Below are 21,792 nucleotides of genomic sequence, written 5' to 3' on the forward strand. Positions count from 1 at the left end.
GTCAGGCGGCACGGCGCACGGCGGACGCCCGCCACTCCGCCCAGCGGCGTAGCCCGTCTTCCGGGTTGCTCCGGTTGTAGTTGCGCAGCACAGTCTCGTGCCGGTCGTGGAGCATGTCGGCAACGGTCAGGAAGTCGCGTGGGTTGGCCCGCAGGTAGGAAGTGGCCGCGATGTGGCGGTAAGCGTGGGTCCTGAAACCCCGCGCGTCGACGATGCCCCGGATGTGCCGGTCCGTCAGGTTGAAGACGAGCTGGGAGAGGTTGACGGCATTGAACGGTGTACCGTTCCTGGACAGGAAGACCTTGTCACAATGGTTGCCGCCGAGCAGGAGTGGCCGGGCTTGGAGGAGGTAGGCTTCGATCCAAGGAGCGAGCGCGGGATCCAGCTCGACGTCATAGGGTTTGCTGGCGGCGCCCCGTTCATTCTTGAAATCCTGCGGCTCGAAACGGAGGCGCCAGCGGTTCCCCTTGCGGTAGAGGTTGCCGGTGTTGTCCACCCTCCACTCCATTTCCCGGAAGTTGCGGTTGCGGAGGGGGTTGGCTGGCAGCATCCGGAGGAGCAGCTGGTCACGGTGCCACTGTGCCAGGGAGATGCCGCCGACGCCTGGTATGAGGGGGCCTTGCGGCTTGTCCCTGCGATGCGAAGCGATGATCCAGTCCACGACGTCCATCGGGTTGGGCATGTCGAGGACTGCGGCCAGCGCGGCATGCGGGTCGCGTTCCTTGTGCTCGCGGTTGAGCGACTGGCGCATCCGCCTGAGCTGCCGGTGCCATTTCGCGCACCTCTCGGCCCAGCTGGGAAGGGCGGCATTCTCCGCCCCTCCGGCGGCGTGTTCGCGACGGATTGGCCCACCTGCGTCCGGCGCGAGTTCCGGCCGTTGCGTCAGGTAGCCGAACTCAGGCCGGACGAGCGGAATGGCGACCCGGGACAGGTACCCCCGGTGATACCCCGATTCCTTCCCGCTCTTGCTTCTCAGCGTTCGCCATTCGAGGAAGCCGCCCACCAGGTCAGGAGCGACCAGGTGGTGCGGCCAGATGTCCTCCGCCCGCATCCCCCTGCCCACGAAGTAGGGTGCCAGTGCTTCGACCGCGCCTTCTGGCAAAGGGTTGGCGCCGCCGATCCAGTTGGCGCGGACGTGCTCCCGGGCTTCAGCCAGGGTCGCCGGTAGCATCAGGTATCCCGAGAAAGCCCCGGCGAGCGCGACGAACATCTGAGCGGATGCGACGTTCCCGGCGATCACCCGCCAGCTAGCGCCAGGCGCGCGGTCAAGCGCCTCGCCAGCAAGGTTCTCGCCTGGATAGAGGCTTGTCTTGTGCTGGATGAAGCCGTGCACGAACTCTGCGATACGTGGCGGGAGCGGCGCGGGCACGTACCGGACGCGTGTGACACCGTGCTTGGGGTGCAGCTGCTGGCCTGCGCCTCGCAGAGCCTGCGCGTCGACCCGGCTCAGGTACCTCCCGAACACCACCTCCGTGAGGGCTCCGACCGGCAGTTCAAGCAGCCTCTCCAGCCGTAGAAGCCTGCGGCGGTTTGGCCTCCTGGTCGTCGCGAGTTTTCCAGCCTTCCACTCCGTCAATACAACGAAGCTGATCGAGGCCAGTGCCGCGATCTCCTTCAGGGTTCGGCCCGGGTGCTTCTCCCTGTGGGACGCGATGCCGTCCTGGAGGAGTTTGCCGAACACCTCAGCTCTCACCCCTTTGCCGGAGAGCCCGAGTGCCCAGCCATGCCACTTGCGCAGGTGGCTGCGGTAGCTGAGGAGCGTGGCATCCGAGATGGATGGCGTGTCTCGCTGCCCAGCCTTGGCCGAACGCTCGAAGGACCGGAGCTGATCCTCGAACTCGGTGGTCAGCGTCGGGTGGATCGGGGTGTTGTCCGTGTGCCCCCGTATGGCCATGAACAGCCGCAAGGCAGCCAACTGGTTGGGGGCACCAGGGCTCCGCCTGCCTTCCATCCCGATGGATCTGGCGTGCTCCGCCTTCAGGTCCGCGAATGTGAACTGGCCGGAAGGTCCGGCGTGTTTGACGTGATGATCCGCCATAATCGTGCTTCCCCATCCCGCTCACGAACGGGCGAGCGCCATCGTCTTCGGTTGACGCAAGGCGCCGAAGTTGCCTAGGAATGGGGCTCCGGGTGGACTCGGAACCCCCGCTTGTGCGGGACCTCAGCGGGCGCCAGGTGCGAACTGGCGCTCGTTGTTGTTTTTGGCCCCGCCGCTGTTGAAATCGGTCAGCTCATGGGGTCCTCCAATTTTGCGAAGGCTCGTGGCGTCGGCCGCAGGTTACGGACCGCCGCTTCGGTGCGCTGCAGGTAGCCCTTCTTCAGCAGCGGCTCCACAAGAGGCGCTGCCGTGTGGCCAGACGTTCCCATACCCTCCGCGATCTCCCGTTGAGTGGGAGCATGGCGCTGGGAGGACCAGTAACGGCAGATCCAAGCCAGCACCTCCCGTTGACGAGGCGTGAGGTGAGGAAGCTCATCGAGCGAAACCACGTCCGACATGCACCCTCCTCCAGAACACGTGCCTTACCGTGAAGTCTCTGAACCGCCCGAACACCGGTTCGGCAACTACTTCTATGACCTAGTCGGAGCGACGGAAAGATCTATCAGTTCACGATTCGTTCTTTTTTTCGAAAGAAGTCCCGCTGGCTGGCTGCGGCCTCTCGAGAGTATTTCAATCATAGATTGAGTGTTTGGGGCGTCTCCACTGCTGGGCACAGTCATTCCGACGTTTGTGTTCAGTAGCTGGTGCGAGCAGCACTTCCTGGTGCAGGGCCTGCGCCAACCCCGAAAATAATCCATCTAAAACATGATCTTAGGAAGATCTGTGCGTTGTCCGCCTGTATGTCTTCAGCATCACCAATGGCATGAACCCGCATGTTCCTTATATGTTCCAAAGGTTCCTCGAGCTGGTTCGATCAAGAGAATGGCTGGTTCATGTAAGGCCCCCGCTTTACGGGGCAAAAGAGCAGCTGGTGCAAGGCGTCTCAGGTAAATGCATTGCTAATATCCTGATTTTATTACAGACTTCTAAAGTCTGCACCAGTGACTTGGTTTGGCGGCAGTTTGGCGGGAACTATCCGGAAGTGACGATTTTTTCGGTAGTTTATTCGGTCGTAACAAGGGTTCAGGCTCAAGACTAACAAGCTGGGCTTTTATCCGGCCGCATAAGTCCCTGAAAGTGCTGGCTAATTCGATGCGCTTGGCCCATTCGGGGTTTTGCTCAGCATGTCTGGTTATACGCGCCAGTCTTGTTAAACAGCCTCTAGAACGCAGACGCAGCCGTGCCTTTTCAATAGTTTATCGGATGGCCCGTTGGCGATTATGCCCACCGAAAAATCCTGCCGCTCACAAACCGGTAACTCCGACTGACCGCAAGCCTGGGGCGCTACTCCAGGTTGTGTCACTTCGCGCGGCCGATCCCTCATCAACCCCTATGGCACTTTTTCGTGAGCACAAGTATTGGCGGGCAGAATGCAGACCATGAGCCCGTGGGTGTCACCGTTCGGTGACAGGACTACTTTCGAAGATGCCTTCAAAATGTCCGGCTCCCTCGAATTTTCGGACATTATTTTAGGATTACTGTGGGGTGGTGCCCGGCGCGCAAGACGCTCCTGCTTGGGCGGCGGTGACCCGCGGCTTCCAGGGCGCCGCCTCTGGCCAACAAGGTTTAGGTGGAATGCCGATACCAGATGTAGCTGGCTGCCACTCCAATCGGCCAGCCAGCGTCGTCGCGTTTTCAGGGTTCTGACGGTGTGATCCTGAACACCCGGTCGGAAATGGGCAGCAGCGAAGCTCCAATGGTCGGGTCGATGCGTCCGATACCGAGCAGCGGGCCCGTCCGGACTGGCGGCAGATCCGAATGCTTGGCGATCAAGCCTTGGATCCAGTCCTGCCACTTCTGCATGACGCCCCACTTGAAGTGCCTGCCGTCATGCAAGGCGTAGCGCTCCATCGTGACGTCGCCCGAGCGTCCCTCCGCATGGTCGAGGATGGCCTTGGTGTGGGCCTCGCTGATCCCGAGAACACCCTGGCCATGGGTCGCAAACGCCCGCCGTAGATCATGAGGGTCCAGGGGATCCATCGGACCCGCGACGGGATGGTAGCTGATGTGGCCGGTGCAGGCGCCGCCTTTCCGCTTGGCCCGGACCTGCGGGAACAGCCAGTTGCTGTCCGGCCAGAGCGCCATGGCGTGCTGCACGACGGCCCAGGCGGCGGGGGGCAGGGGCACGACATGCGGGCGTTTGGCCTTCATACGCTCCCAAGGAATGCTCCAGAGGCCGCCGTTGTCGGTCGCCTGGAAGTGCTGCTTCTCCGCTGTGATGACCGTGTTGATCCGCTGGACCGTCAGCAGGATGAGGAGCCCGGCCAGCCTCGCCTGCGGGCAGATGTCGGCGGCTTCGAGGCGCCGGGGCAGCTGGCCGAGTTCCTTCTCGGTTGGCACGCGGCCGAGTTCGCCCATCTGGTACCGCGTCAGCTTGCGGACGTTCACCCCAGCCACCGGCGAGAACTCGATCCCGCTGCCATGCCGGTCCGCCGCCCACTTGAGGAGAGCCTTCAGGGCCTGCAGGGACTTCCTTGCCATCTGCGGACGGCCTCGCTTGAAGATCTCATCCTGCAGCCGCTTGCCATCGGCGGGTGTGATCTGCCGCAGCACCTTCCCCTTCAGGAAGTCGAAGTGGCCGGAGCGGAGAACGTGGCCATAGGAGCGATAGGTGGCCGGGGCGACCGTCGTCGAGAACTCCTCCAGGTAGGCTTCGACCGCGGCCTCCCAGGTCCAGCCATCCGCGGCGGTGAAGCTGCGCTCCTTCGCCCCGCCGTTCTCCTCGGCCTCCAGCCACTCCTTGGGGTCGATGCCACGGGCGATCAGGCGCAACGCCTCGCGTGCCCGATCCCGAGCTGTTTCTACGTCGACGGAGAGGGCGTCACCGATCCGCCAGGTGCCCTGCTTGGGGCCCAGCCGCGAGCGTAGGCACCACGACATGGATATCTTGCGGACGCGCAGGCAGAAGCCTGGCGTGATCCGCTCGCCGATCTCCTTCTCCTCGACCCCGAGCAGCTCCCTCGCCGCTTGGACATCCTTCTGCAGTATCTGAAGCACTGAATTGCGCATGCCTATCCTCCGGGACACCACGGCCGGTCTGTTCCGCCAACGGGGCCGCGATGGGGAACCAGGATACATGCGAGAAAGCGCGCGAGAAGGTGCTCACTGCGGAGAGCGCGACCACGTTATTGCGATCCAACCGCCTGAAATTGCTTGCTTTCCTTGTCAACATTGTCCGGGCGAAGGATAGAGCTCGACCGCCAAGGCTTAGTGCGATTCGATGGCATTCAAGAGGTCGTCGGTTCGATTCCGATTGGCTCCACCAAGTTCCAGAAAGCCGGCTTCGTAAGAAGCCGGCTTTCTTGTTTGTGGCGCCGAAAAATACATCTATCGCGCGATAATCTGACCTCGCTATATCGCCTTCAGGTTTTTCGATCAGGATCGCGCTGTTGAAGCCTCTTCTTCTCGTCCCCTTACTGGCTCTGGCGTTTTCACTGATGCCCGCCGCACCTTTCGCAGCGGGGGCTGCCCATGCCGTGGAACCCAAGGCGGCCCGACCAGCGACCCCCGCGCAGTTGGCGCAACGGGAACGGATGAAGGGGTGTGCGGCGCAGGCGCGCGGCCAGTCCCTGTCAGGCCAGCCGCGCAAGGTCTTCATGAAAGGCTGCCTTTCCGGCGGCTGAGACGACGGGCGAGGTCCGCCATTAGGCGTCTGCGCGCTGGTACTGCATCTCGACGATCTGCTTCCAGGAACCGTCTGGCATCTTCATGCGGGACAGCATGCGGCGCGCATCGGCTCCCTCCAGGATGATGATGTCCTGGTAGTCCGTCAGGCCATCGCCGGTCATGGACGGGCCCTTTGTATCAAGCGTCAGCGTGTTTCCCGCGAGATGCCCCTGATAGCTCCACAGATACGTCATGGCCGAGCAGGCGAAGCTGCCGGAAAAGCATTTCCGCGATGGATCGAAACCCAGCAGCAGCAGGGATTGCTGGAGCTGGCCCTCTGGGTCGGGTCCTTCGCCTTCACACACCACGTGGGTTCCCAGGGCTCGCACCGTTTCCTGCCCACTGAAGCTGCTGGACAGCCCGTCGCCTGTGTCGCAGCGCCCTTCCATCCGCCAATGGCCAAGCATCCCCCGCAGCCACTGGTCTTCCTGGCGATCGGTGGTTTTCATCGCCCGCTCCTTTCAGTCGTGGCAGCAGGCGGGACGGGGCGCAGAGGCGCCATACTCGTCATGCCGCCGCACCCAGCCCATGGTGCCGTCCTCGTCCCGGCCTTTCGGCGTCAGGTCCATCATGAGAAACGTCGTCAGCATGTCTTCGGTGCCGCGGGCATAGGCGGAGTAGGTGTGGAAGACCCGCCCATCCTTGCCCCGGCAGAAGACGCTCAGCCCGTGCAATTCGTCATGTGCCTGGTCCGAAGGCATTTCACGGAAATTGTAGAAGACCGAGCCGCTGGCTAGCTGCTCCGGCGTGAAAGTGACATGGAAATCGGCGTTGAATTCGGTGCCATGCGAGGACACCCAGGGGAAGCGCCAGCCCATTCTCCGGCGATAGGCCTCGATCTCCCGCAAGGTGGCCCGGGAAACGGCAACAAAGCTGACATCATGGCTTTCCAGATGCGGCAGCATGCCATCGAAATGATCGGCTCCAAAAGAACAGCCGACGCAGCCAGCTTCCCATCCGGGGGCCAGCATGAAGTGGTAGACGATGAGTTGGTTGCGGCCGCCGAACAGCCCGGGCAGGTCGGTGGTGCCGGTGGAGGTCGCAAAGCTGTAGGGCTTGGTGACCTCCACCCAGGGCAGGGCCCGGCGCCGGGCAGCCACGGCGTCGCGGAGCCTCGTATATTCCTTTTCGTGCGCCAGCAGATCACGGCGGGCGTCGAGCCAGGCCTCGCGCGAGACGATGGGGTTGGTCTGCATCCTCGGCTCTCCTGCTTTGTTGGCCAGAACCACAACGGTTCTTGACAAGGTAGATTGATATCAACATATCGCTGGATGTGTCAAAACCCGCCGATATCCCCTTCGCCACCACATTGCTGGTGCGGGATGCCTGCCTCTGTCTGCACGTGCAGCGTGCTGCCCGTGCGCTGGCTCGCCGCTTCGATGAAGCTTTCCGCCCACTCGGTCTTACCAGCGGCCAGTTTTCATTGCTGATGTCGCTGAACCGTCCAGAGCCTGTGCCCATGGGTCCCGTGGCGCAATTGCTGGCGATGGACCGCACGACCCTCACTGCCGCTCTCAAGCCGCTGGAACGGCGTGGATTGGTCCGCATTCAGCCTGATCCTAGGGATCGCCGTGCCCGTCAGTTGTTGCTCACCGAGGAGGGCCGGGTGTTGCTGGCCCGCGCCGTGCCGATCTGGAAGGAGGAACATGCAGAAGCGGAACGCCTTCTGCCTGAAGGTGCTTCCGCCCTTCGGCAGGCGCTGAATGCTTTGACCTGAGGCAGGATTTTCTGCCATGGGCCTGCAACGCAAGTAATGCCCGGCTGTTTGTTAATGGAATCTGACTGGCGATACACGCCGTTGTGACTACTCGTGAGGCTAGTTGACGTTTCGTTTACACGCATGGCGTGTGCTGATCGGCTAGTCTTCGCGAGCGGACCACCCTCGCAGGAAGCGACGATAGCCATGCCCACTTATCTCGGCGGAAGCGGAAGCGACACCATCAATCTGTCCGGCCAGACGCAGGATTACCTGGTCTACGGGGATGGCTATCGCACTCCCAGCCAGAGCGCCGGCAACAACAAGATCTGGGGCGGCAGCGGCAACGACACGATCTATGCCGGCTATGGCCAGGACCAGGTTTACGGCGGCGCCGGCAACGACATCATCTACGGTGATGGCGGGGCAGGCCCGACGCCGGGCGCAACTTCCCAATACGCTCTTCTGGACAAGGCCGACACGCTGCACGGCGATGCCGGCAACGACATCATCTTCGGCGGCGGCGGCAACGACTACATTGCCGGCGGCTCGGGCAACGACATCCTGCATGGCGGTGCCGGCAATGACGCCATCTCCGGCGGCGACGGCGACGACATCATCTCCGGCGGCTACGGCGCCGACATGCTGCGCGGTGGCGCGGGGGCGGATACCTTCCTCTACGCCTACGACCCGATGGGTGATTCTGATGCAGGCGGTGGCCGCGACATCATCCGCGACTTCCAGGCAGGCATCGATACGCTGGACCTCACCGGCTACTACCTTTCGGAGGGCGATGTCAGCCTGACCCGGACCGGATCCGGCCTGCTGGTCAGCTTCCCGGCCGTGTCCGAAACCGGCGAGATCCTGCTGGAAGGCGTTTGGGCCGTGCAGGCCGGGGACATCGTGCTGGCCTGACGCTCCGCCAGGGCGGCGCCGTCAGATCACGACGCCGCCATCCACATGCAGGCACTGCCCGGTGATGTAGGCGGCTGCGGGCGAGGCCATGAAGGCGATCGCCGCCGCCACATCGGCCGGCTGACCCAGGCGGCGCAGGGGAATGCGCCCCAGCACCGCTTCCCATGCCTTGGGGTCCAGCGCGGCATGGGCGCCGGCATCCTTCTGGGTGTAGCCCGGTGCCACCGCATTCACGGTGACAGTGGGGGCCCATTCCAGCGCAAGCGCCTTCACCAGCGCCTCCAGCCCCGCCTTGGCGGCTGCCGAAGCCGGGAACACCGTGCTGTCGGTGCGGAAATTATGCGCCACGAAGGAGGACACCGCGACCAGCCTGGGGTCGCGCCCCTCTGCCAGTAACGGTCCGGCGACACGCGCCAGCCGCAGCAGCGCCCACAGCACCGTGTCCTGACTGCGTGCGAAATCCGCATCCGTCAGTGAGGCAACCGGTGTGCGGTCGGCGAAGCCGGCGTTGGAAACCAGAACATCCAGCCCGCCCATGGCGGCGGCGGCCTCGGCCACCAGCCGCTCAGGCTCGCCAGGCTGCGCCAGATCGGCCATCAGGATCGTGGCTTCCGCACCCGCCGCCCGCGCGCCCTCGGCGGCGCGGCCGGCGCCTTCGCGGTTGTTGCGGGCATGGATGGCGACATGCACTCCTGGCCCCGCTATCGCCCGCACCACGGCGGCGCCGATGCCGCTCGATGCGCCCGTCACCAGGATTCGCCGTTCCGTCATGATCACCCCCTCCATGCTGGAGCGCGAGCATAGGCGCACTCCCTTGCGCCCCCCAACAGGCCCGCGCATCCTTCCCTCAACGAGAACCAGACCGTTCAGGAGGACGTGCGGATGAAGCTTGTTCTGGAGCCCGAGGGCCTTTACCCCGATTCCGCGCTGGAGGCGGAAATCCTAGGCCCCCAGGTCCGCCTGGTGCGTGGCGGTGGCGAGGAGGCGGTCAACACCATCCCCGACCATCTCTGCGCCGAGGCCGAGGGTCTCTTCGTGTTCCGCAACTGGCTGCCCGGCAGCCAGTTGCATCGCTTTCCCAAGCTCAGGGTCGTGGTGCGGATGGGCGTGGGCTATGACCGGCTGGACCGCCCGGCCCTGGCCGAACGCGGCGTGACGGTGTGCAACATCCCTGATTATGGCACGACCGAAGTGGCTGACCACGCCATCGCCCTGGTGATGGCGCTGCGGCGCGGCCTGCTGTTGCACCATGACCTGCAGCGCGGCGAGCCCGCGCAGGGCGTGGCGGCGGCGGAATGGCGTTACCTCGATAGCCCGTTGATCCAGCGCCCTGAGGCGCAGACCTTCGGCGTGCTGGGACTCGGGCGAATCGGCACGGCCGCGGCGCTTCGCGCCAAAGCCTTCGGCTATCGCGTCATCTTCCACGATCCCTATCTGCCCAACGGGGTGGACCGCGCTCTGGGAATCACCCGCATCCGCTCGCTGCCGGAGTTTCTGGCACAAACCAACACCTTGTCCATCCATGCGCCGCTGACGCGTGGCACGCAGGGGCTGGTCGGCGAGGCCGAGTTGCGGCAGTTGCCACGCGGCGCCATCGTGGTGAACACCGCGCGCGGCCCAATCCTGGACCTGGACGGGCTGGAGCGGTGCCTGCGCGACGATCATCTGTCCGGCGCCGGGCTCGACGTGCTGCCGGTGGAGCCGCCGGCCGAGCCACCGCATCCGTTGATGGCCGCGTATCGTGCGCGGGAGCCTTGGCTGACCGGCCGTTTGATCGTCACGCCCCACAGCGCCTTCCACACGCCGCATGCCTGGCAGGATATTCGCGTGAAGAGCGCGGAGACCATGCGGGATGTTCTGCTGGAAGGCTTGAACAGCAACGTCATTCCACCGAATGCCGATTGAAAATGTCAGGCTGAAGCTATCTGTGAACCAATTGTTTATGCGAGCAGCGCACAACCGTTGAGATGCATGAGTGGGTGCGATTACGATTGACGCGGGAGTTTTCTTCCACGAAATTGTGATCACCTAATTCGCAACCGCAGCATCGCCGGGGTCTGGCCTTGCGCCAGTAAGGCTACTGCCCCCTGGCGCAGCTGCGGGTGTCATCGAGGACCGCAATGCCCGCAGAGCTGCGCCAGGACGGATCGCATGTGATCCTCGATGTGTCGAGGTTGCTGGGTTGTGGCCGCAAGCGGACACCCTCAGGCATTGATCGCGTCGAGCTGGCCTATGCCCGCCGCTTGCTGACCCTGCCTGAAGGTCGCTGCTCCTTTGTCGGGCAGGAACTTCAGGGCGGCTTCACCCTGCTTCCGCGTCGGCTGATCTCGGATCTGGTGACCGCACTGGAGGAAGCGTGGGGTGCCGGCGGTCGGGAAGGCGCGCTGCGCCGTGCCGCCCGCATCGGCACCATCGCCCGCGGGCGGTTGCTGCTGGGCTTCGGGCGGGGTGAATTGTCGCGGCTGCTGCAGCGCGAAAAGCGCCCGGCATTTCTTCTGGTCTCGCACCGCGCGCTGGACCGTGCCGGCCCCATCGAGGCGATGCGTCGCGCCGGCTGCGCCTTTGTTCCCCTGATCCACGATCTGATCCCGGTGACGCATCCTGAATATGCCCGCCCGGGACAGGCGGAAAAGCATCTGGATCGAATCCGCACCACCGCTGCGCTGGCCGATGGCATTGTGGCCAATTCCCTCGCCACAGCCGAGGCGCTGGAGCCCTACCTCGCAGGGCGGGCCACCCGCCCGCCGGTGCTGGTGGCGCCGCTCGGCATCGACACGCCGGCCGCGCCCAACCCCGCACCCGTGTCGGAGGCCGTGCCCTATTTCGTGGTGCTGGGCACGATCGAGCCGCGCAAGAACCACCTTCTGCTGCTGCACCTATGGCGCGAGATGGCACGCCATCTGGGCCGCGCCACGCCTCGCCTGCTGATCATCGGCAAGCGCGGCTGGGAGAACGAGAACGTGCTGGACATCCTTGAGCGCTGCACGGCGCTCGACGGGGTGGTGCAGGAGCTTGGCCAGCTCCCCGACCAGCGGGTGGCCGAACTGATGCGCGGTGCGCGTGCCCTGCTTTTCCCGTCCTTTGCCGAGGGCTATGGCCTGCCGCTGGCGGAAGCCCTGGCGGCCGGGGTGCCAGCCATCGCCTCCGATCTGCCTGCGCTGCGGGAAGTGGGCGGCGACGTTCCGGACTACCTCGATCCGCTGGATGGCAGCGCCTGGCGCGACGCGGTGCTTGACTACGCCTCGGCGGCAAGCCCGCTGCGTGCCGCGCAGCTTGAGCGGCTGGGGCATTGGCAGGCGCCCTGCTGGGACGAGCATTTCCGCGACGTTGCGGGGCTGTTGACGCAGGTGACGGGATGGCCGGGCGTCAGGCAAGGCATGCCGCGCCGGGTGCTGTCCACGCGTGCCCTGGCCTCACGCGTCATTCGCGTGGACCGACCGGCAGTTGTTGCGGTGCGGGATGTGGCCGTGCCATGAACCCCTAAGGATGTGTCGTCAAACGCGGCGCGTCCCCTGGGTTGCGTTGGCCATTGGCCTGTAGCTTCTAACGCAAGGGTCCGAGCCTGGACCCGCCGAGCAGGTGAATGACCGAGGGAAAATTCCTCCAGGGTGGGCCGCGTGCCGCCCGTTCCGTTCGCAAGGCCCGGGCCCCTCGTGAACAGGCGGTGCCGGCGATGCCGGTCGCCATTGTTGGCGCCGCCTGCCGACTGCCCGGTGCGCCGGACCTGGAGGCCTTCTGGTCCCTCATGGCGCGCGGTGGCGATGCGGTGGGCACCCTTCCACCCGACCGCTTCACCCAGGCCGCCTTTCACCATCCCCGCAAGGGCGAGCCGGGCCGGTCCTACAGCTTCGCGGCCGCTCATTTGGGCGATGTCACGGGTTTCGACGCACCGGCCTTTGGCCTGTCCCCGCGCGAAGCGTCCGAGATGGACCCGCAGCAGCGCCTGCTGCTGGAGGTCGCGTCGGAAGCCCTGGAGGATGCGGGCTGGCCCGCGTCCGGCCTCGCGGGGCGCAACATCGGTGTATGGGTCGGCGGCTCCTCAACCGACCATGCGGAGCTGCGCCTGTCGGACCCGGCCGGCACCGACCGGTACTTCATGACGGGCAACACCCTGTCCATCCTGTCCAACCGTTTGACCAACGTGTTCGACCTGCGTGGACCGGGACAGACGGTGGACACGGCGTGCTCCTCCTCCCTGGTGGCGCTGGACGCGGCGGTGGCAGCGATCCGCGCCGGGCAGGTGGAGGCGGCGCTGGTGGGCGGCGTGCAGTTGTTGCTTTCTCCCTTCGCGTTTGCCGGCTTCTCCCGGGCCGGGATGCTGTCGGCCCGCGGCCGTTGCCAGGCCTTTGACGCGGCGGCGGATGGGTATGTGCGCGGTGAAGGTGCCGGGCTCGTGGTGCTGAAGCCGCTGGACGCGGCGCTGGCGGATGGTGATGCCGTGCGCGGCGTGATCCTGGCCACAGGCACCAATGCCGCTGGCCGCACCATCGGCCTGTCGTTGCCCAACCGGGAAGCGCAGGCGGCTCTGCTGGCGCGCGTTTTCGCCCAGGCGCAGGCCGATCCGGCCGAGCTGGCCTATTTCGAGGCGCACGGCACCGGCACCCAGGTCGGCGACCCGGCCGAGACCTGGGCCATCGGCACTGCCCTCGCTCAGCACCGCGCTGCACCGCTGCGGGTAGGCTCGGTGAAAACCAATATCGGGCACCTGGAGCCCGCTTCCGGCATGGCGGGGCTGCTCAAGGCCATGCTGGTGCTGGAGCGCGGCGCCGTGCCGCCCAACCTGCACTTCAACAACCCGAATCCGCACATCGACTTCGACAGGCTGAACATCCGCGTGCCGGTGGCGCTGGAGCGGCTGGAGCCGGGTGGAAAGGCCCTGGCCGGGGTCAACAGTTTCGGGTTTGGCGGAACCAACGCTTCCGTGCTGCTGGGCCCGGCTCCAGCGAGGCCGGGCGCCCTGCGACCAGAGGAGCCGGAATCCGGGCCGCTGCCGCCCCTCGTGCTCACCGCCCGCTCCGCCGCCGCGCTGAAATCACTGGCGGCCGCTTGGCAGACCCGCCCTGCCTCTCCCTCAGAGCGCCGCGGCGCGCTGCATCATCGTGACCTCCATGCGCACCGGCTGGTGCTGCGTGGCGAGGACACGCGCAGCCTCGTCACCGCCTGGCTCGCCGGTGGACGGTCCGAGGGCATCACCCAGGGTGTTGTTCGCGGCGGCGCCGGCGGCCCGGTCGCTTTCGTGTTCTCCGGCAATGGCGCACAGTTTCCCGGAATGGCGAGGGAGGCGATGGCGCACAACGCCGCCTTCCGCCATGCCGTGGAGGTGGCCGATGGCGCCCTGGCGCCACTGACCGGCTGGTCCGGCGCTGCCCTGCTGGCCGGGGGCGTCGGCGCCGAAGCCCTGTCCGGCACTGACCACGCCCAACCGCTGCTGTTCCTGGTTCAGTGCGGCGTGGTGGCGGCGCTGGCCGAACATGGTCTGAAGCCTGCCATGGTGCTCGGGCATTCGGTGGGCGAGGTCGCCGCCGCCTGGGCCGCCGGCATCCTGACAATGGACCAGGCGGCGCGGCTGGTGGTCGCGCGTTCCCGCGCGCAGCACGCCCGCCGCGGCGTGGGCCGCATGGCAGCGATAGGGGCGGGCGCCAAGGCCGTGCAACCTCTGCTCGACGCCGCCGATGGCGGCCGCCCGGGCTGGCACGCGGAGATCGCAGCGCGGAATGCACCGGACTCCGTCACGGTGGCCGGTCCGGAAGCCGCGATCGACGAGGTGGTGGCGGCCGCCAAGGCGCGCCGCTGGCCAGCGGTGAAGCTGGATCTGGACTATGCGTTCCATTCGGCCGCGATGGACCCGGTGCAGGATGCACTGGCCGCGGATCTGGCAGGACTGGAACCGGCGCCGGGCCAACTCGGCTTTCTGTCTTCCGTGACCGGCACGAAGCAGGCCGGCACGGCGCTGGATGCGGCCTATTGGTGGCACAATCTGCGCGACCCGGTGCGTTTCCAGGATGCGGTGCAGGCCGCGGTGGATGCCGGCGCCCGCTTCTTTGTCGAGATCGGTCCGCACGCCGTTCTGCAATCCTACCTGCGCGACAGCCTTCGTGCCGCCGGGATGGAGGCGCCGGTCATGCCCAGCCTGTCGCGCCGCGATCCGGAGGGTGACCCGTTTCCGGCCTTGACCGACCGTGCGCTGTCGCAGGGCGCCTTCTGCCCGGCGGCCAAGGGGCCGGCGGAATGGCGTTCCCTGCCCCATACGCCGTATGAGCGGCAGCGCGCCTGGTTCACGCCCTCGGCCGAGGCGGCACGCCTGACCAACCCGGCGGAGGACCATCCGCTGCTGGGCTTCCGGCAGGGCTCCGAGCCCTGGCGCTGGTCGCGCCTGCTGGACACGGCCTTGGAGCCATGGCTGGCAGACCACAAGCTGGGCGGCGAGCCGGTGCTGCCGGCGGCCGCCATGCTGGACATGGCGCTGGCCGTGGCCGCCCTGCGTTTCCCCGACGCCGCGGCGCTGGAACTGCGCGAGGTGCAGATCCTGCGTGCTCTGCCGCTTTCGGTGGATGCCACGCGAGAGGTCCGCACCACGCTGGAGTCGGGCACCAACAGCGTGACGCTGGAAAGCCGCCCGCGCCTGTCGGCCGAACCCTGGACGCTTCACATGCGCGGCGACATCGCCGCAGCCACCTCCGCCGCCTTGCCTGATCCGGTGCCGCCAGTGCTGGAGGGCGGCAGCAGCCTGGGCATGGAAGAATCGCTGGCCATCGCCCGGCGCTTCCACCTGCATTACGGCCCGGCCTTCCAGGCGCTACGTGAAGCGCGCCTCAGCGTCGACCGCCGTGCGGCCGCGCTGCGCCTGCAACTGCCCGAGACCGCGCCGTCCGATGCGCATGGCTGGCTGCTGCACCCCGTGCGTCTCGACGGATTGCTGCAGGGACTTGTCGGCTTGTTATCGGAAGGCGAGGCGGCCGATGGCCGCGCCGTCGTGCCGGTACGCTTCGGGCGGCTGGTGTTGCGGCGGGGTGCGCCGGTGCCGGTGACGGGCGAGATCCGTGTTCTGCACAACGGCGAGCGAAGCGGCTTGTACCAGCTCGCGCTGCGTGATGGCGGGGGTCAGGTGGTGGCCTGGCTGGATCAGGGCTGGATGCAGCGCGTGCGTTTTCAGCCGCGTGCCACACTGGGGCAATCCTTGTTCCGCGTGGTGGCGCAGCCGGGCCTGGCGGCCAGAGAAACGAACGGCGTCGCGCCCGATCTGGCAACGGCGCTGCAGGCCGCCATCACCGCCGATGCTGCTCTCGACCTTGGCGAAACCACCCTTTTGCTGGAAGGGCACCTGGTGGCCAGTGCCCAGGCGGCACTGCGCCCGATGGCGGGTCCGGATGGCATCATTCCCTCGCGCCTGTTGACGCCCTACGCCTCGGCCCTGCTGCACATGCTGGCCGAGGACGGGCTGGCCGCCGCTGCGCCGCAGGGTTGGATGCTGCCGCCCGAGGCCGACCTGCCCGCGCCTTCCGAAATCTGGCAGGCGGTGCAGGCGGAGTCGCCCGCCCTGGCGCATGAGTTGGCCTGGCTGGCGCTCGCCGCAGAGCGCATGCCGGCCGTCATCGCAGGCACTGCCGGCGGCGACGCGCCTTTCCTGCCCGCCGAGGCTGCCGGCTTCGGCCGCCTGGCCGCCGTGCTGGCCGCTGCCCTGGAGTCCATCGCCGATGCCTGGCCGAAAGAACGCCCGCTGCGCGTGCTGGAACTGGGAGCCCATGGCGGTCCGCTGACCCGCGCCCTGCTGGCGGTGCTGGGCGGGAGCGGCCTGACTGTCCACTACGTCGCCGCCGGCCTGCCAGGCGACAGCCGCGCGGCCATTGAGCCGCCGCATGCTGAAAGCGTCGCATTTACGCACGAGGCGTGGGACCCGTTGGCGGGACCGCCCGGCTGCGGCCCGGTGGATCTGGTGGTTGGGCTTGCGGCTGCGGCACGCGGGCAGCAGGGCGCGGCCTTGTTGCCGGCGCTCGCTGCCGTGCTGGCGCCCGGCGGATCGCTGCTGCTGGTCGAGCCGCTTCCAGGCCGCGCCTGGGATTTTGCCTCCGGCCAGGACACCGGCTGGTGGCGGCAGGGCGCGTCGCCGCTGCCGGATGCGCAGGGTTGGCTGGCTTCCATATCCGGCTGGGCCGAGCCCTCGGTCACGCCGCTTTCGGCGGCCCCCTGGCCTGCCGTGCTGATCGGCGCACGTGCCGCCCTTGCCGATCCGGCCGAGGCTGTTCCGGTGGCTCCGGTTCCAGCCCTCCGGCTGGTGGCCGATCAAGGAAGCGCTGCATTGCGCGACACCCTCGCCAGCGCGCTGCAAGGGGCCGGAATATGCGTCACCGAGAATGAGGACGCGCATCTTCTGGTGCTGGCCGCACCGGACACGGCGTCGCTGCCGGCCGGCCTCGCCGCCATTGTTACGCTGGCCGAGGCGGCGCGTGGCCGGGCTGCGGGGTTGACGCTGATCCATGGCGACGCGGCCACGCTGCCCGAGGCGGCGGCCCTTGCCGGACTGATGCGCGTGCTGGCCAATGAAATGCCGGGGCTGGCGCCGCGCCGCATTGGCCTGGACGCCTCGCTGTCGCCATCCGAGGCGGTGCGCCGCCTGCTGCCGCATCTGCTGGCGCCGGGCGGAGAGCCCGAGCTGCATCTGGGGTCTCATGCGCTTCTGGTACCACGGCTGCGTCCGGGACTGGCCATCCCCGCCACCCCGCATGGTCCGGCCCGCCTCGTTGCGGCACAGCCCGGCCAGCTCAGCAGCCTGGAATGGGTGGCGCAGGGCGAAGCTGCCTCGCCAGGCGCCGGCGAGGTGTCGGTGCGGATCGAGGCCGCCGGGCTTAATTTCCGTGATCTGATGTGGGCCCAGGGCCTGCTGCCGGAGGAAGCGCTGCTGGCCGGGTTTGCCGGCCCGACGCTGGGGATGGAGATGGCGGGCGTGGTGGAGCGTACTGGCCCTGGAAGCCGCTTCCGCCCTGGCGAGCGGGTCTTCGGCTTTGCCCCCTCCGCCTTGGCCAGCCGCGCCCTGACGCGGGAAGAGGCGCTGGTACGCCTTCCCGAGGCCCTGGACTTCGCCGCTGCCGCCACGGTGCCGGTCGCCTTCCTCACCGCCGTCTATGCGCTGGAGCATTGCGCGCGGCTTGCCCCTGGCGAAACGGTGCTGATTCATGGTGGCGCGGGCGCGGTCGGGCTCGCCGCCCTGCAGGTGGCTCAGGCCGCTGGCGCGCGTATCGCGATGACCGCAGGCTCGGCGGCCAAGCGCGCTTACCTGCGCGCGGCAGGTGCCGAGCTTGTGCTGGACAGCCGAGATCCCGGTTTTGCAGACCGGTTGCGCGCCGTCTGGCCGCGCGGCGTCGATGTGGTGCTGAACTCGCTGGCGGGCGAGTCGATGGAGCAAAGCCTTGGCCTAGTCGCGCCTTTCGGGCGCTTCATCGAGCTGGGCAAGCGCGACTTCTTCGAGAATACGCGGGTGGGGCTGCGCCCATGGCGCAACAACCTGACCTATCACGGTGTCGATGTGGACCAGCTGCCCAAAGCCCGGCCAGAGCTGGCACAGCGCCTGTTGCAGGACATCGCCGACCGCATGGCGGCGGGGCAGCTCCGTCCCCTCCCCCTCGTTGAGCATCCCGCAACGGAGGCCGAGGCCGCATTCCGCACCCTGCAGGCCAGCCGCCATATCGGCAAGCTGGTGATGACGCCGCCCGCCATCCCGGCCGAGGCGTCACGCACCGGATGGACGCCGCCGCAGGGCACGATCCTGGTGGTTGGCGGCACGGGGGGCTTCGGCCTGGAATGCGCCAAGTGGCTGGCGGCCCACGGCGCCACCCACCTGGCCCTTTTGTCGCGCCGGGGCGGCACGGCGCCGGGCGCCGCGGCGGCGGTCACGACTCTGGCGGCGCTGGGCGCCCGGGCCACGGTGCACGCGGCCGATGCCGCCGATGCGGTGGCATTGGAGGCGGCTCTCATCGAGATCCGTGCCGAAGGACCGCCGCTGGTGGGCGTGGTGCATGCCGCTGCCGCCTTCGATGACGGTGCCGCCGCATCGCTGGACGCGGCTCGCTTCGCCGCCGTGCTGGAGCCCAAGCTGTCCGCCGCCCGCAACCTGGACCGGCTGACGCGGCGCGATCCGCTCTCACTGTTCCTGCTGTTTTCCTCTGCCACCACGGCGATGGGCAATCCTGGCCAGGGCAATTACGTCGCCGCCAACATGGCGCTGGAAGCGTTGGCCCGGGCTCGTCAGGCCGAGGGCTTGCCGGCGCTGGCCGTCTGCTGGGGCCCGATCGCCGATGCCGGAGTGCTGGCCGCCGATGCCGCCACCGCCGAAACCCTGGCCCGCCGCCTCGGCACCGAAGCCATGACGGCGGCCGAGGCGCTTTCCGCCCTGCCAGTTATGCTGAAATCGGGGGAGCCGGTGGTGGGCCTGGCCCGCATCGGCTGGCGGGAGGTGGGGCGCGCGTTGCCGATTCTGGCCGAGCCGCTCTTCGATGCCGTGCGCGGCCGGGCTGAGGCGGCGCCGGAAGGTGGGATGCTGCGCGACCACCTCCTCTCCCTCCCCCCCGAAGAGGCGCGCGCGCTGCTGCGCCAAACGGTGCAGGAGGAGGTGGGCCGCATCCTGCGCCTGCCCGCGGAGGCGGTGCCGCCGGATGCACCGGTCGCGGGGCTCGGCCTCGACAGCCTGGGAGGTATGGAACTGCGCGGTGCTCTGGAGCAGCGGCTTGGCATGGCGGTGCCCCTGACCTCGGTCACGGAGGATCTGACCATTGATCTGCTGTCCCGGAAGCTGGCGGACGCGCTGTCCGGCAATCGCGCCACTGAGGAAATGGTCGCGGGGCTGGTGGAGCAGTTCGAGCCCAGCGCTGCTGGCCTCGCCGACACGGAACCGCCGCGCGCAGAGGCTGCGGAATGAGCGGCGGCCTTTCTGCCACGGCGCGCATGGCGTTGCTGGCGCGGCTGTCGAAGCGGCGGGACACCCCGGCGGCATCGCGGCCCGATGCCGGCAGCGCACGGGATTTCTCGACACTCCCCGGCATGCGCGATTTCGGCCTGCTGAAGGCTGCGCTCGACCAGTTGCGGATGCAGAGCCCGCTCTTCCAGCAGCATGACGGACTGGCCGGCGCCCACAGCGTGATCGGCGGACGCGAGGTCATCAACTTCGCCAGCTACAACTATCTCGGCCTGAATGGCGACCCACGTGTGCGGGAAGCGGCGAAGGCGGCGGTGGACCGTTTTGGCGTGTCGCCCTCGGCATCGCGCATCACCTCGGGCGAGCGCGAACTGCACGGCAAGCTCGAGGCGGCGTTGGCCGAATGGCACGGGGCGGAGGCGGCGCTCACATTCGTTTCGGGCCACGCCACCAATGTCACGGTGATCGGCCACCTCATGGGACCGCGCGACGTGGTGGTGCATGACGCCGCCATCCATAACTCCTGCACGGAAGGGGTGCGTCTTTCGGGCGCCCGCCGCGTGCCTTTCGCGCACAACGACATGGAGGCCGCCGCACGCGAGCTGTCGGGGTCGCGCCGCGCGGCGCAGCGGGCGATGCTGCTGGTGGAGGGCCATTACAGCATGGATGGCGACAGCCCGGACCTTGCGCGCTGCGTGGACATGGCGCGGCGGCACGATGCCTGGCTGATGGTGGACGAGGCGCATTCACTGGGCGTGCTCGGCCCCACAGGGCGCGGCGTGGCAGAGGCGCAGAACGTCGATCCCGTGGGCGTCGATCTCTGGATGGGTACGCTGAGCAAGACGCTTTCGGCCTGTGGCGGTTACATCGCCGCGCGGGCGGAGGTGATCGATTGGCTGCGCCACACAGCCCCGGGCTCGGTCTATTCCGTGGCGCTGGCGCCTCCGCTGGCCGCCGCGGCCCTGGCCTCGCTCGATGTGCTGCGGGCCGAGCCGGAGCGCGTGGCGAGACTGCAGGCCAACGGAATGGCGCTGAGGGAGCGGCTCAGGGCGCGCGGCTTCAACACTGGCGCCAGTCAGGGTTCGGCCATCGTGCCGGTGATTCTGGGCTCTTCCGTGCGCACGGTGAAGGTGGCCGGCGCGCTGTTGGAACGCGGCGTGGCGACCCAGGTGGTGGTGTTCCCCGCCGTGCCGGAGCAATCGGCGCGGCTCCGCTTCTTTGTCTCGGCCGACCACAGCGAAGCCGATCTGGACCGCGCCGCCGCGCTGCTGACCGAGGCCGTGGCCGCCATCGGGCGGGTGGATGCCCACGCCCTTGGCTGAGCCTGCGGGGGCGGTGACGATCCGCTCCGTTTCCACCCCAGCCGAGGCTGAGTGCTTTATCCGCCTGCCCGCCACGCTGGACGATGGCTGGTCGATACCGCTTTTTGCCGACACCCGCCGCATCTTCGACCCCCGCTTCAACGCCGCCCTGTCCGAGTGGGAAGTGCCGCGCTTCCTGGCCTTCCGCGACGGCGAACCGGCCGGGCGGATCGCGGCTTCGCTGCCGCGGGGCGGAGGCAATGTCGGCGGCTTCGGCTTTCTGGCGCTGCAACAGGACCCGGCGGTGCTCCGCGCACTGCTGGACGCGGCGCGGGGCTGGCTGGCAGGCCGCGGTGCGGCTCGGATGCGCGGCCCCGTCTCCTTCACCATCAATCACGAGATCGGCGTGCTGGTGGAAGGCGGCGGCCTGCCCATGCCACGCATGCCGCGCAACCCGTCTTGGCTGCCCGGAATGCTGGATGCGTACGGCCTGCGGCGCGAGATGGATGTGCTGGCCTGCACACTGGAACTGGCACGGGAAACGCACCGCACCCGGTTCTCGCGGCTGCTGGAACGCTGGCCCGGTCGCGACGGGCTGCGCATCCGGCGGCTGCAAACCCGGCATCTGGCGCGCGAAGTCGCGCTGGTGCGCGAGGTCTTCAACGATGCCTGGGCCGCCAATTGGGGCGCCGTGCCAGTCAGCGAGGCCGAAGCCGCGACCATGGCCCGTTTGCTGCGCCCGATGTTGCTGACCGGCGCCGTGTTCTTTGCCGAATGGGAAGGCGAGACGATCGGCCTCGTCTCGCTGATCCCCAATATCGAGCCGCAGGCGGCGGCGCTGCAGGGGCGGCTCTTGCCCTTCGGCTGGGCCGGGATGCTGCGCGCGCTGTGCGGCGGCGCCCGCAGCGCACGATTGCCGATGCTGGGCATCCGGCAGCGCTGGCGCGGCACGCCCGTCGGTGCGCACGCCATGGGTGCGCTGCTTTCCGCCGCCATCGGGTGGGCGGAACGGCGCGGCTGGGAACGGCTGGAAATTTCCTGGATCCTGGAGCACAACGCGCCGATGCTGCAGGCCATGGCCAGGCTGCCGGCGCCGATCAGCGGCCGGTGGCGGCTGTGGGCCGACGCCCTGCCGCCGGATCCCGTTAAGCATTCCGATTGACACCGCCAGCCCTGGCGGCTTTCAACCATTCCGCAAAATGCATGGCCC

The 21,792-nt window shown here is 67.7% G+C and carries 14 protein-coding genes; 8 read left to right on the forward strand and 6 right to left on the reverse strand.

Annotated elements, in window-relative coordinates; all coding sequences use genetic code 11:
• Position 1: 1 nt before the first annotated feature.
• From ACFOD4_RS08630 to ACFOD4_RS08640, 3 genes are all read right to left on the reverse strand, one after another.
• Positions 2 to 2,038: a hypothetical protein gene (locus ACFOD4_RS08630; RefSeq protein WP_379595611.1), complete on the reverse strand. Its 2,037-nt coding sequence runs from the start codon at positions 2,036 to 2,038 to the stop codon at positions 2 to 4.
• 188 nt (positions 2,039 to 2,226) lie between these two features.
• Positions 2,227 to 2,496, reverse strand: a complete 270-nt coding sequence (locus ACFOD4_RS08635) for a LexA family protein (protein ID WP_379595612.1) — start codon at positions 2,494 to 2,496, stop codon at positions 2,227 to 2,229.
• A gap of 1,237 nt (positions 2,497 to 3,733) precedes the next feature.
• Positions 3,734 to 5,107, reverse strand: coding sequence for a tyrosine-type recombinase/integrase (locus tag ACFOD4_RS08640; RefSeq protein WP_379595613.1), 1,374 nt, complete (start codon positions 5,105 to 5,107; stop codon positions 3,734 to 3,736).
• A gap of 428 nt (positions 5,108 to 5,535) precedes the next feature.
• Here ACFOD4_RS08640 and ACFOD4_RS08645 point away from each other — a divergent pair, with 428 nt between their 5' ends.
• On the forward strand, positions 5,536 to 5,721 hold the full coding sequence (locus tag ACFOD4_RS08645; protein WP_379596064.1) for a PsiF family protein: 186 nt from the start codon (positions 5,536 to 5,538) through the stop codon (positions 5,719 to 5,721).
• 21 nt (positions 5,722 to 5,742) lie between these two features.
• On the opposite strand, the gene ACFOD4_RS08650 is transcribed toward ACFOD4_RS08645, so the two are convergent.
• Positions 5,743 to 6,213, reverse strand: a complete 471-nt coding sequence (locus ACFOD4_RS08650; RefSeq protein ID WP_379595614.1) for a DUF1579 family protein — start codon at positions 6,211 to 6,213, stop codon at positions 5,743 to 5,745.
• Between the two features lie 12 nt (positions 6,214 to 6,225).
• Positions 6,226 to 6,960: a DUF899 domain-containing protein gene (locus ACFOD4_RS08655; RefSeq protein WP_379595615.1), complete on the reverse strand. Its 735-nt coding sequence runs from the start codon at positions 6,958 to 6,960 to the stop codon at positions 6,226 to 6,228.
• A gap of 77 nt (positions 6,961 to 7,037) precedes the next feature.
• On the opposite strand from ACFOD4_RS08655, the gene ACFOD4_RS08660 reads away from it, so the two are divergent.
• A complete protein-coding gene (locus ACFOD4_RS08660) occupies positions 7,038 to 7,481 on the forward strand; it encodes a MarR family winged helix-turn-helix transcriptional regulator (RefSeq protein WP_379595616.1) in 444 nt (147 codons plus the stop codon).
• A 186-nt stretch (positions 7,482 to 7,667) separates the two neighbouring features.
• A complete protein-coding gene (locus tag ACFOD4_RS08665) occupies positions 7,668 to 8,375 on the forward strand; it encodes a calcium-binding protein (RefSeq protein ID WP_379595618.1) in 708 nt (235 codons plus the stop codon).
• Positions 8,376 to 8,396: 21 nt separating this feature from the next.
• On the opposite strand, the gene ACFOD4_RS08670 is transcribed toward ACFOD4_RS08665, so the two are convergent.
• Entirely contained in the window at positions 8,397 to 9,146 is a 750-nt protein-coding gene (locus ACFOD4_RS08670; RefSeq protein WP_379595620.1) for an SDR family NAD(P)-dependent oxidoreductase, read from the reverse strand.
• 111 nt (positions 9,147 to 9,257) lie between these two features.
• On the opposite strand from ACFOD4_RS08670, the gene ACFOD4_RS08675 reads away from it, so the two are divergent.
• The 5 genes from ACFOD4_RS08675 to ACFOD4_RS08695 all read left to right on the forward strand — a co-directional run bounded on the left by ACFOD4_RS08675 (position 9,258) and on the right by ACFOD4_RS08695 (position 21,744).
• The gene (locus ACFOD4_RS08675; RefSeq protein ID WP_379595622.1) at positions 9,258 to 10,280 is read left to right on the forward strand and encodes a C-terminal binding protein; all 1,023 of its coding nucleotides are present in this window, start codon (positions 9,258 to 9,260) and stop codon (positions 10,278 to 10,280) included.
• Between the two features lie 215 nt (positions 10,281 to 10,495).
• Positions 10,496 to 11,851, forward strand: coding sequence for a glycosyltransferase family 4 protein (locus ACFOD4_RS08680; protein ID WP_379595623.1), 1,356 nt, complete (start codon positions 10,496 to 10,498; stop codon positions 11,849 to 11,851).
• 107 nt (positions 11,852 to 11,958) lie between these two features.
• The gene (locus tag ACFOD4_RS08685) at positions 11,959 to 19,284 is read left to right on the forward strand and encodes an SDR family NAD(P)-dependent oxidoreductase (protein ID WP_379595624.1); all 7,326 of its coding nucleotides are present in this window, start codon (positions 11,959 to 11,961) and stop codon (positions 19,282 to 19,284) included.
• Positions 19,281 to 20,603 (forward strand): aminotransferase class I/II-fold pyridoxal phosphate-dependent enzyme, encoded by a 1,323-nt coding sequence (locus ACFOD4_RS08690; RefSeq protein WP_379595625.1) that lies wholly within the window; start codon positions 19,281 to 19,283, stop codon positions 20,601 to 20,603. Before ACFOD4_RS08685 ends, ACFOD4_RS08690 begins: the two co-directional genes overlap by 4 nt.
• Entirely contained in the window at positions 20,596 to 21,744 is a 1,149-nt protein-coding gene (locus ACFOD4_RS08695; RefSeq protein ID WP_379595627.1) for a GNAT family N-acetyltransferase, read from the forward strand. Before ACFOD4_RS08690 ends, ACFOD4_RS08695 begins: the two co-directional genes overlap by 8 nt.
• The last annotated feature ends 48 nt before the right edge of the window (positions 21,745 to 21,792 follow it).

Origin of the sequence: Teichococcus globiformis, assembly GCF_042646265.1 — a bacterium.
GTDB lineage: Bacteria > Pseudomonadota > Alphaproteobacteria > Acetobacterales > Acetobacteraceae > Pseudoroseomonas > Pseudoroseomonas globiformis.

What these genes read in the sequence shown, in the direction of transcription:
- ACFOD4_RS08680 (WP_379595623.1), top strand. Translation starts at nt 10,496, where the DNA reads ATGCCCGCAGAGCTGCGCCAGGACGGATCGCATGTGATCCTCGATGTG.
- ACFOD4_RS08655 (WP_379595615.1), bottom strand. Translation starts at nt 6,960, where the DNA reads ATGCAGACCAACCCCATCGTCTCGCGCGAGGCCTGGCTCGACGCCCGC.
- ACFOD4_RS08650 (WP_379595614.1), bottom strand. Translation starts at nt 6,213, where the DNA reads ATGAAAACCACCGATCGCCAGGAAGACCAGTGGCTGCGGGGGATGCTT.
- ACFOD4_RS08635 (WP_379595612.1), bottom strand. Translation starts at nt 2,496, where the DNA reads ATGTCGGACGTGGTTTCGCTCGATGAGCTTCCTCACCTCACGCCTCGT.
- ACFOD4_RS08690 (WP_379595625.1), top strand. Translation starts at nt 19,281, where the DNA reads ATGAGCGGCGGCCTTTCTGCCACGGCGCGCATGGCGTTGCTGGCGCGG.
- ACFOD4_RS08665 (WP_379595618.1), top strand. Translation starts at nt 7,668, where the DNA reads ATGCCCACTTATCTCGGCGGAAGCGGAAGCGACACCATCAATCTGTCC.
- ACFOD4_RS08675 (WP_379595622.1), top strand. Translation starts at nt 9,258, where the DNA reads ATGAAGCTTGTTCTGGAGCCCGAGGGCCTTTACCCCGATTCCGCGCTG.
- ACFOD4_RS08685 (WP_379595624.1), top strand. Translation starts at nt 11,959, where the DNA reads ATGACCGAGGGAAAATTCCTCCAGGGTGGGCCGCGTGCCGCCCGTTCC.
- ACFOD4_RS08645 (WP_379596064.1), top strand. Translation starts at nt 5,536, where the DNA reads ATGCCCGCCGCACCTTTCGCAGCGGGGGCTGCCCATGCCGTGGAACCC.
- ACFOD4_RS08640 (WP_379595613.1), bottom strand. Translation starts at nt 5,107, where the DNA reads ATGCGCAATTCAGTGCTTCAGATACTGCAGAAGGATGTCCAAGCGGCG.
- ACFOD4_RS08630 (WP_379595611.1), bottom strand. Translation starts at nt 2,038, where the DNA reads ATGGCGGATCATCACGTCAAACACGCCGGACCTTCCGGCCAGTTCACA.
- ACFOD4_RS08670 (WP_379595620.1), bottom strand. Translation starts at nt 9,146, where the DNA reads ATGACGGAACGGCGAATCCTGGTGACGGGCGCATCGAGCGGCATCGGC.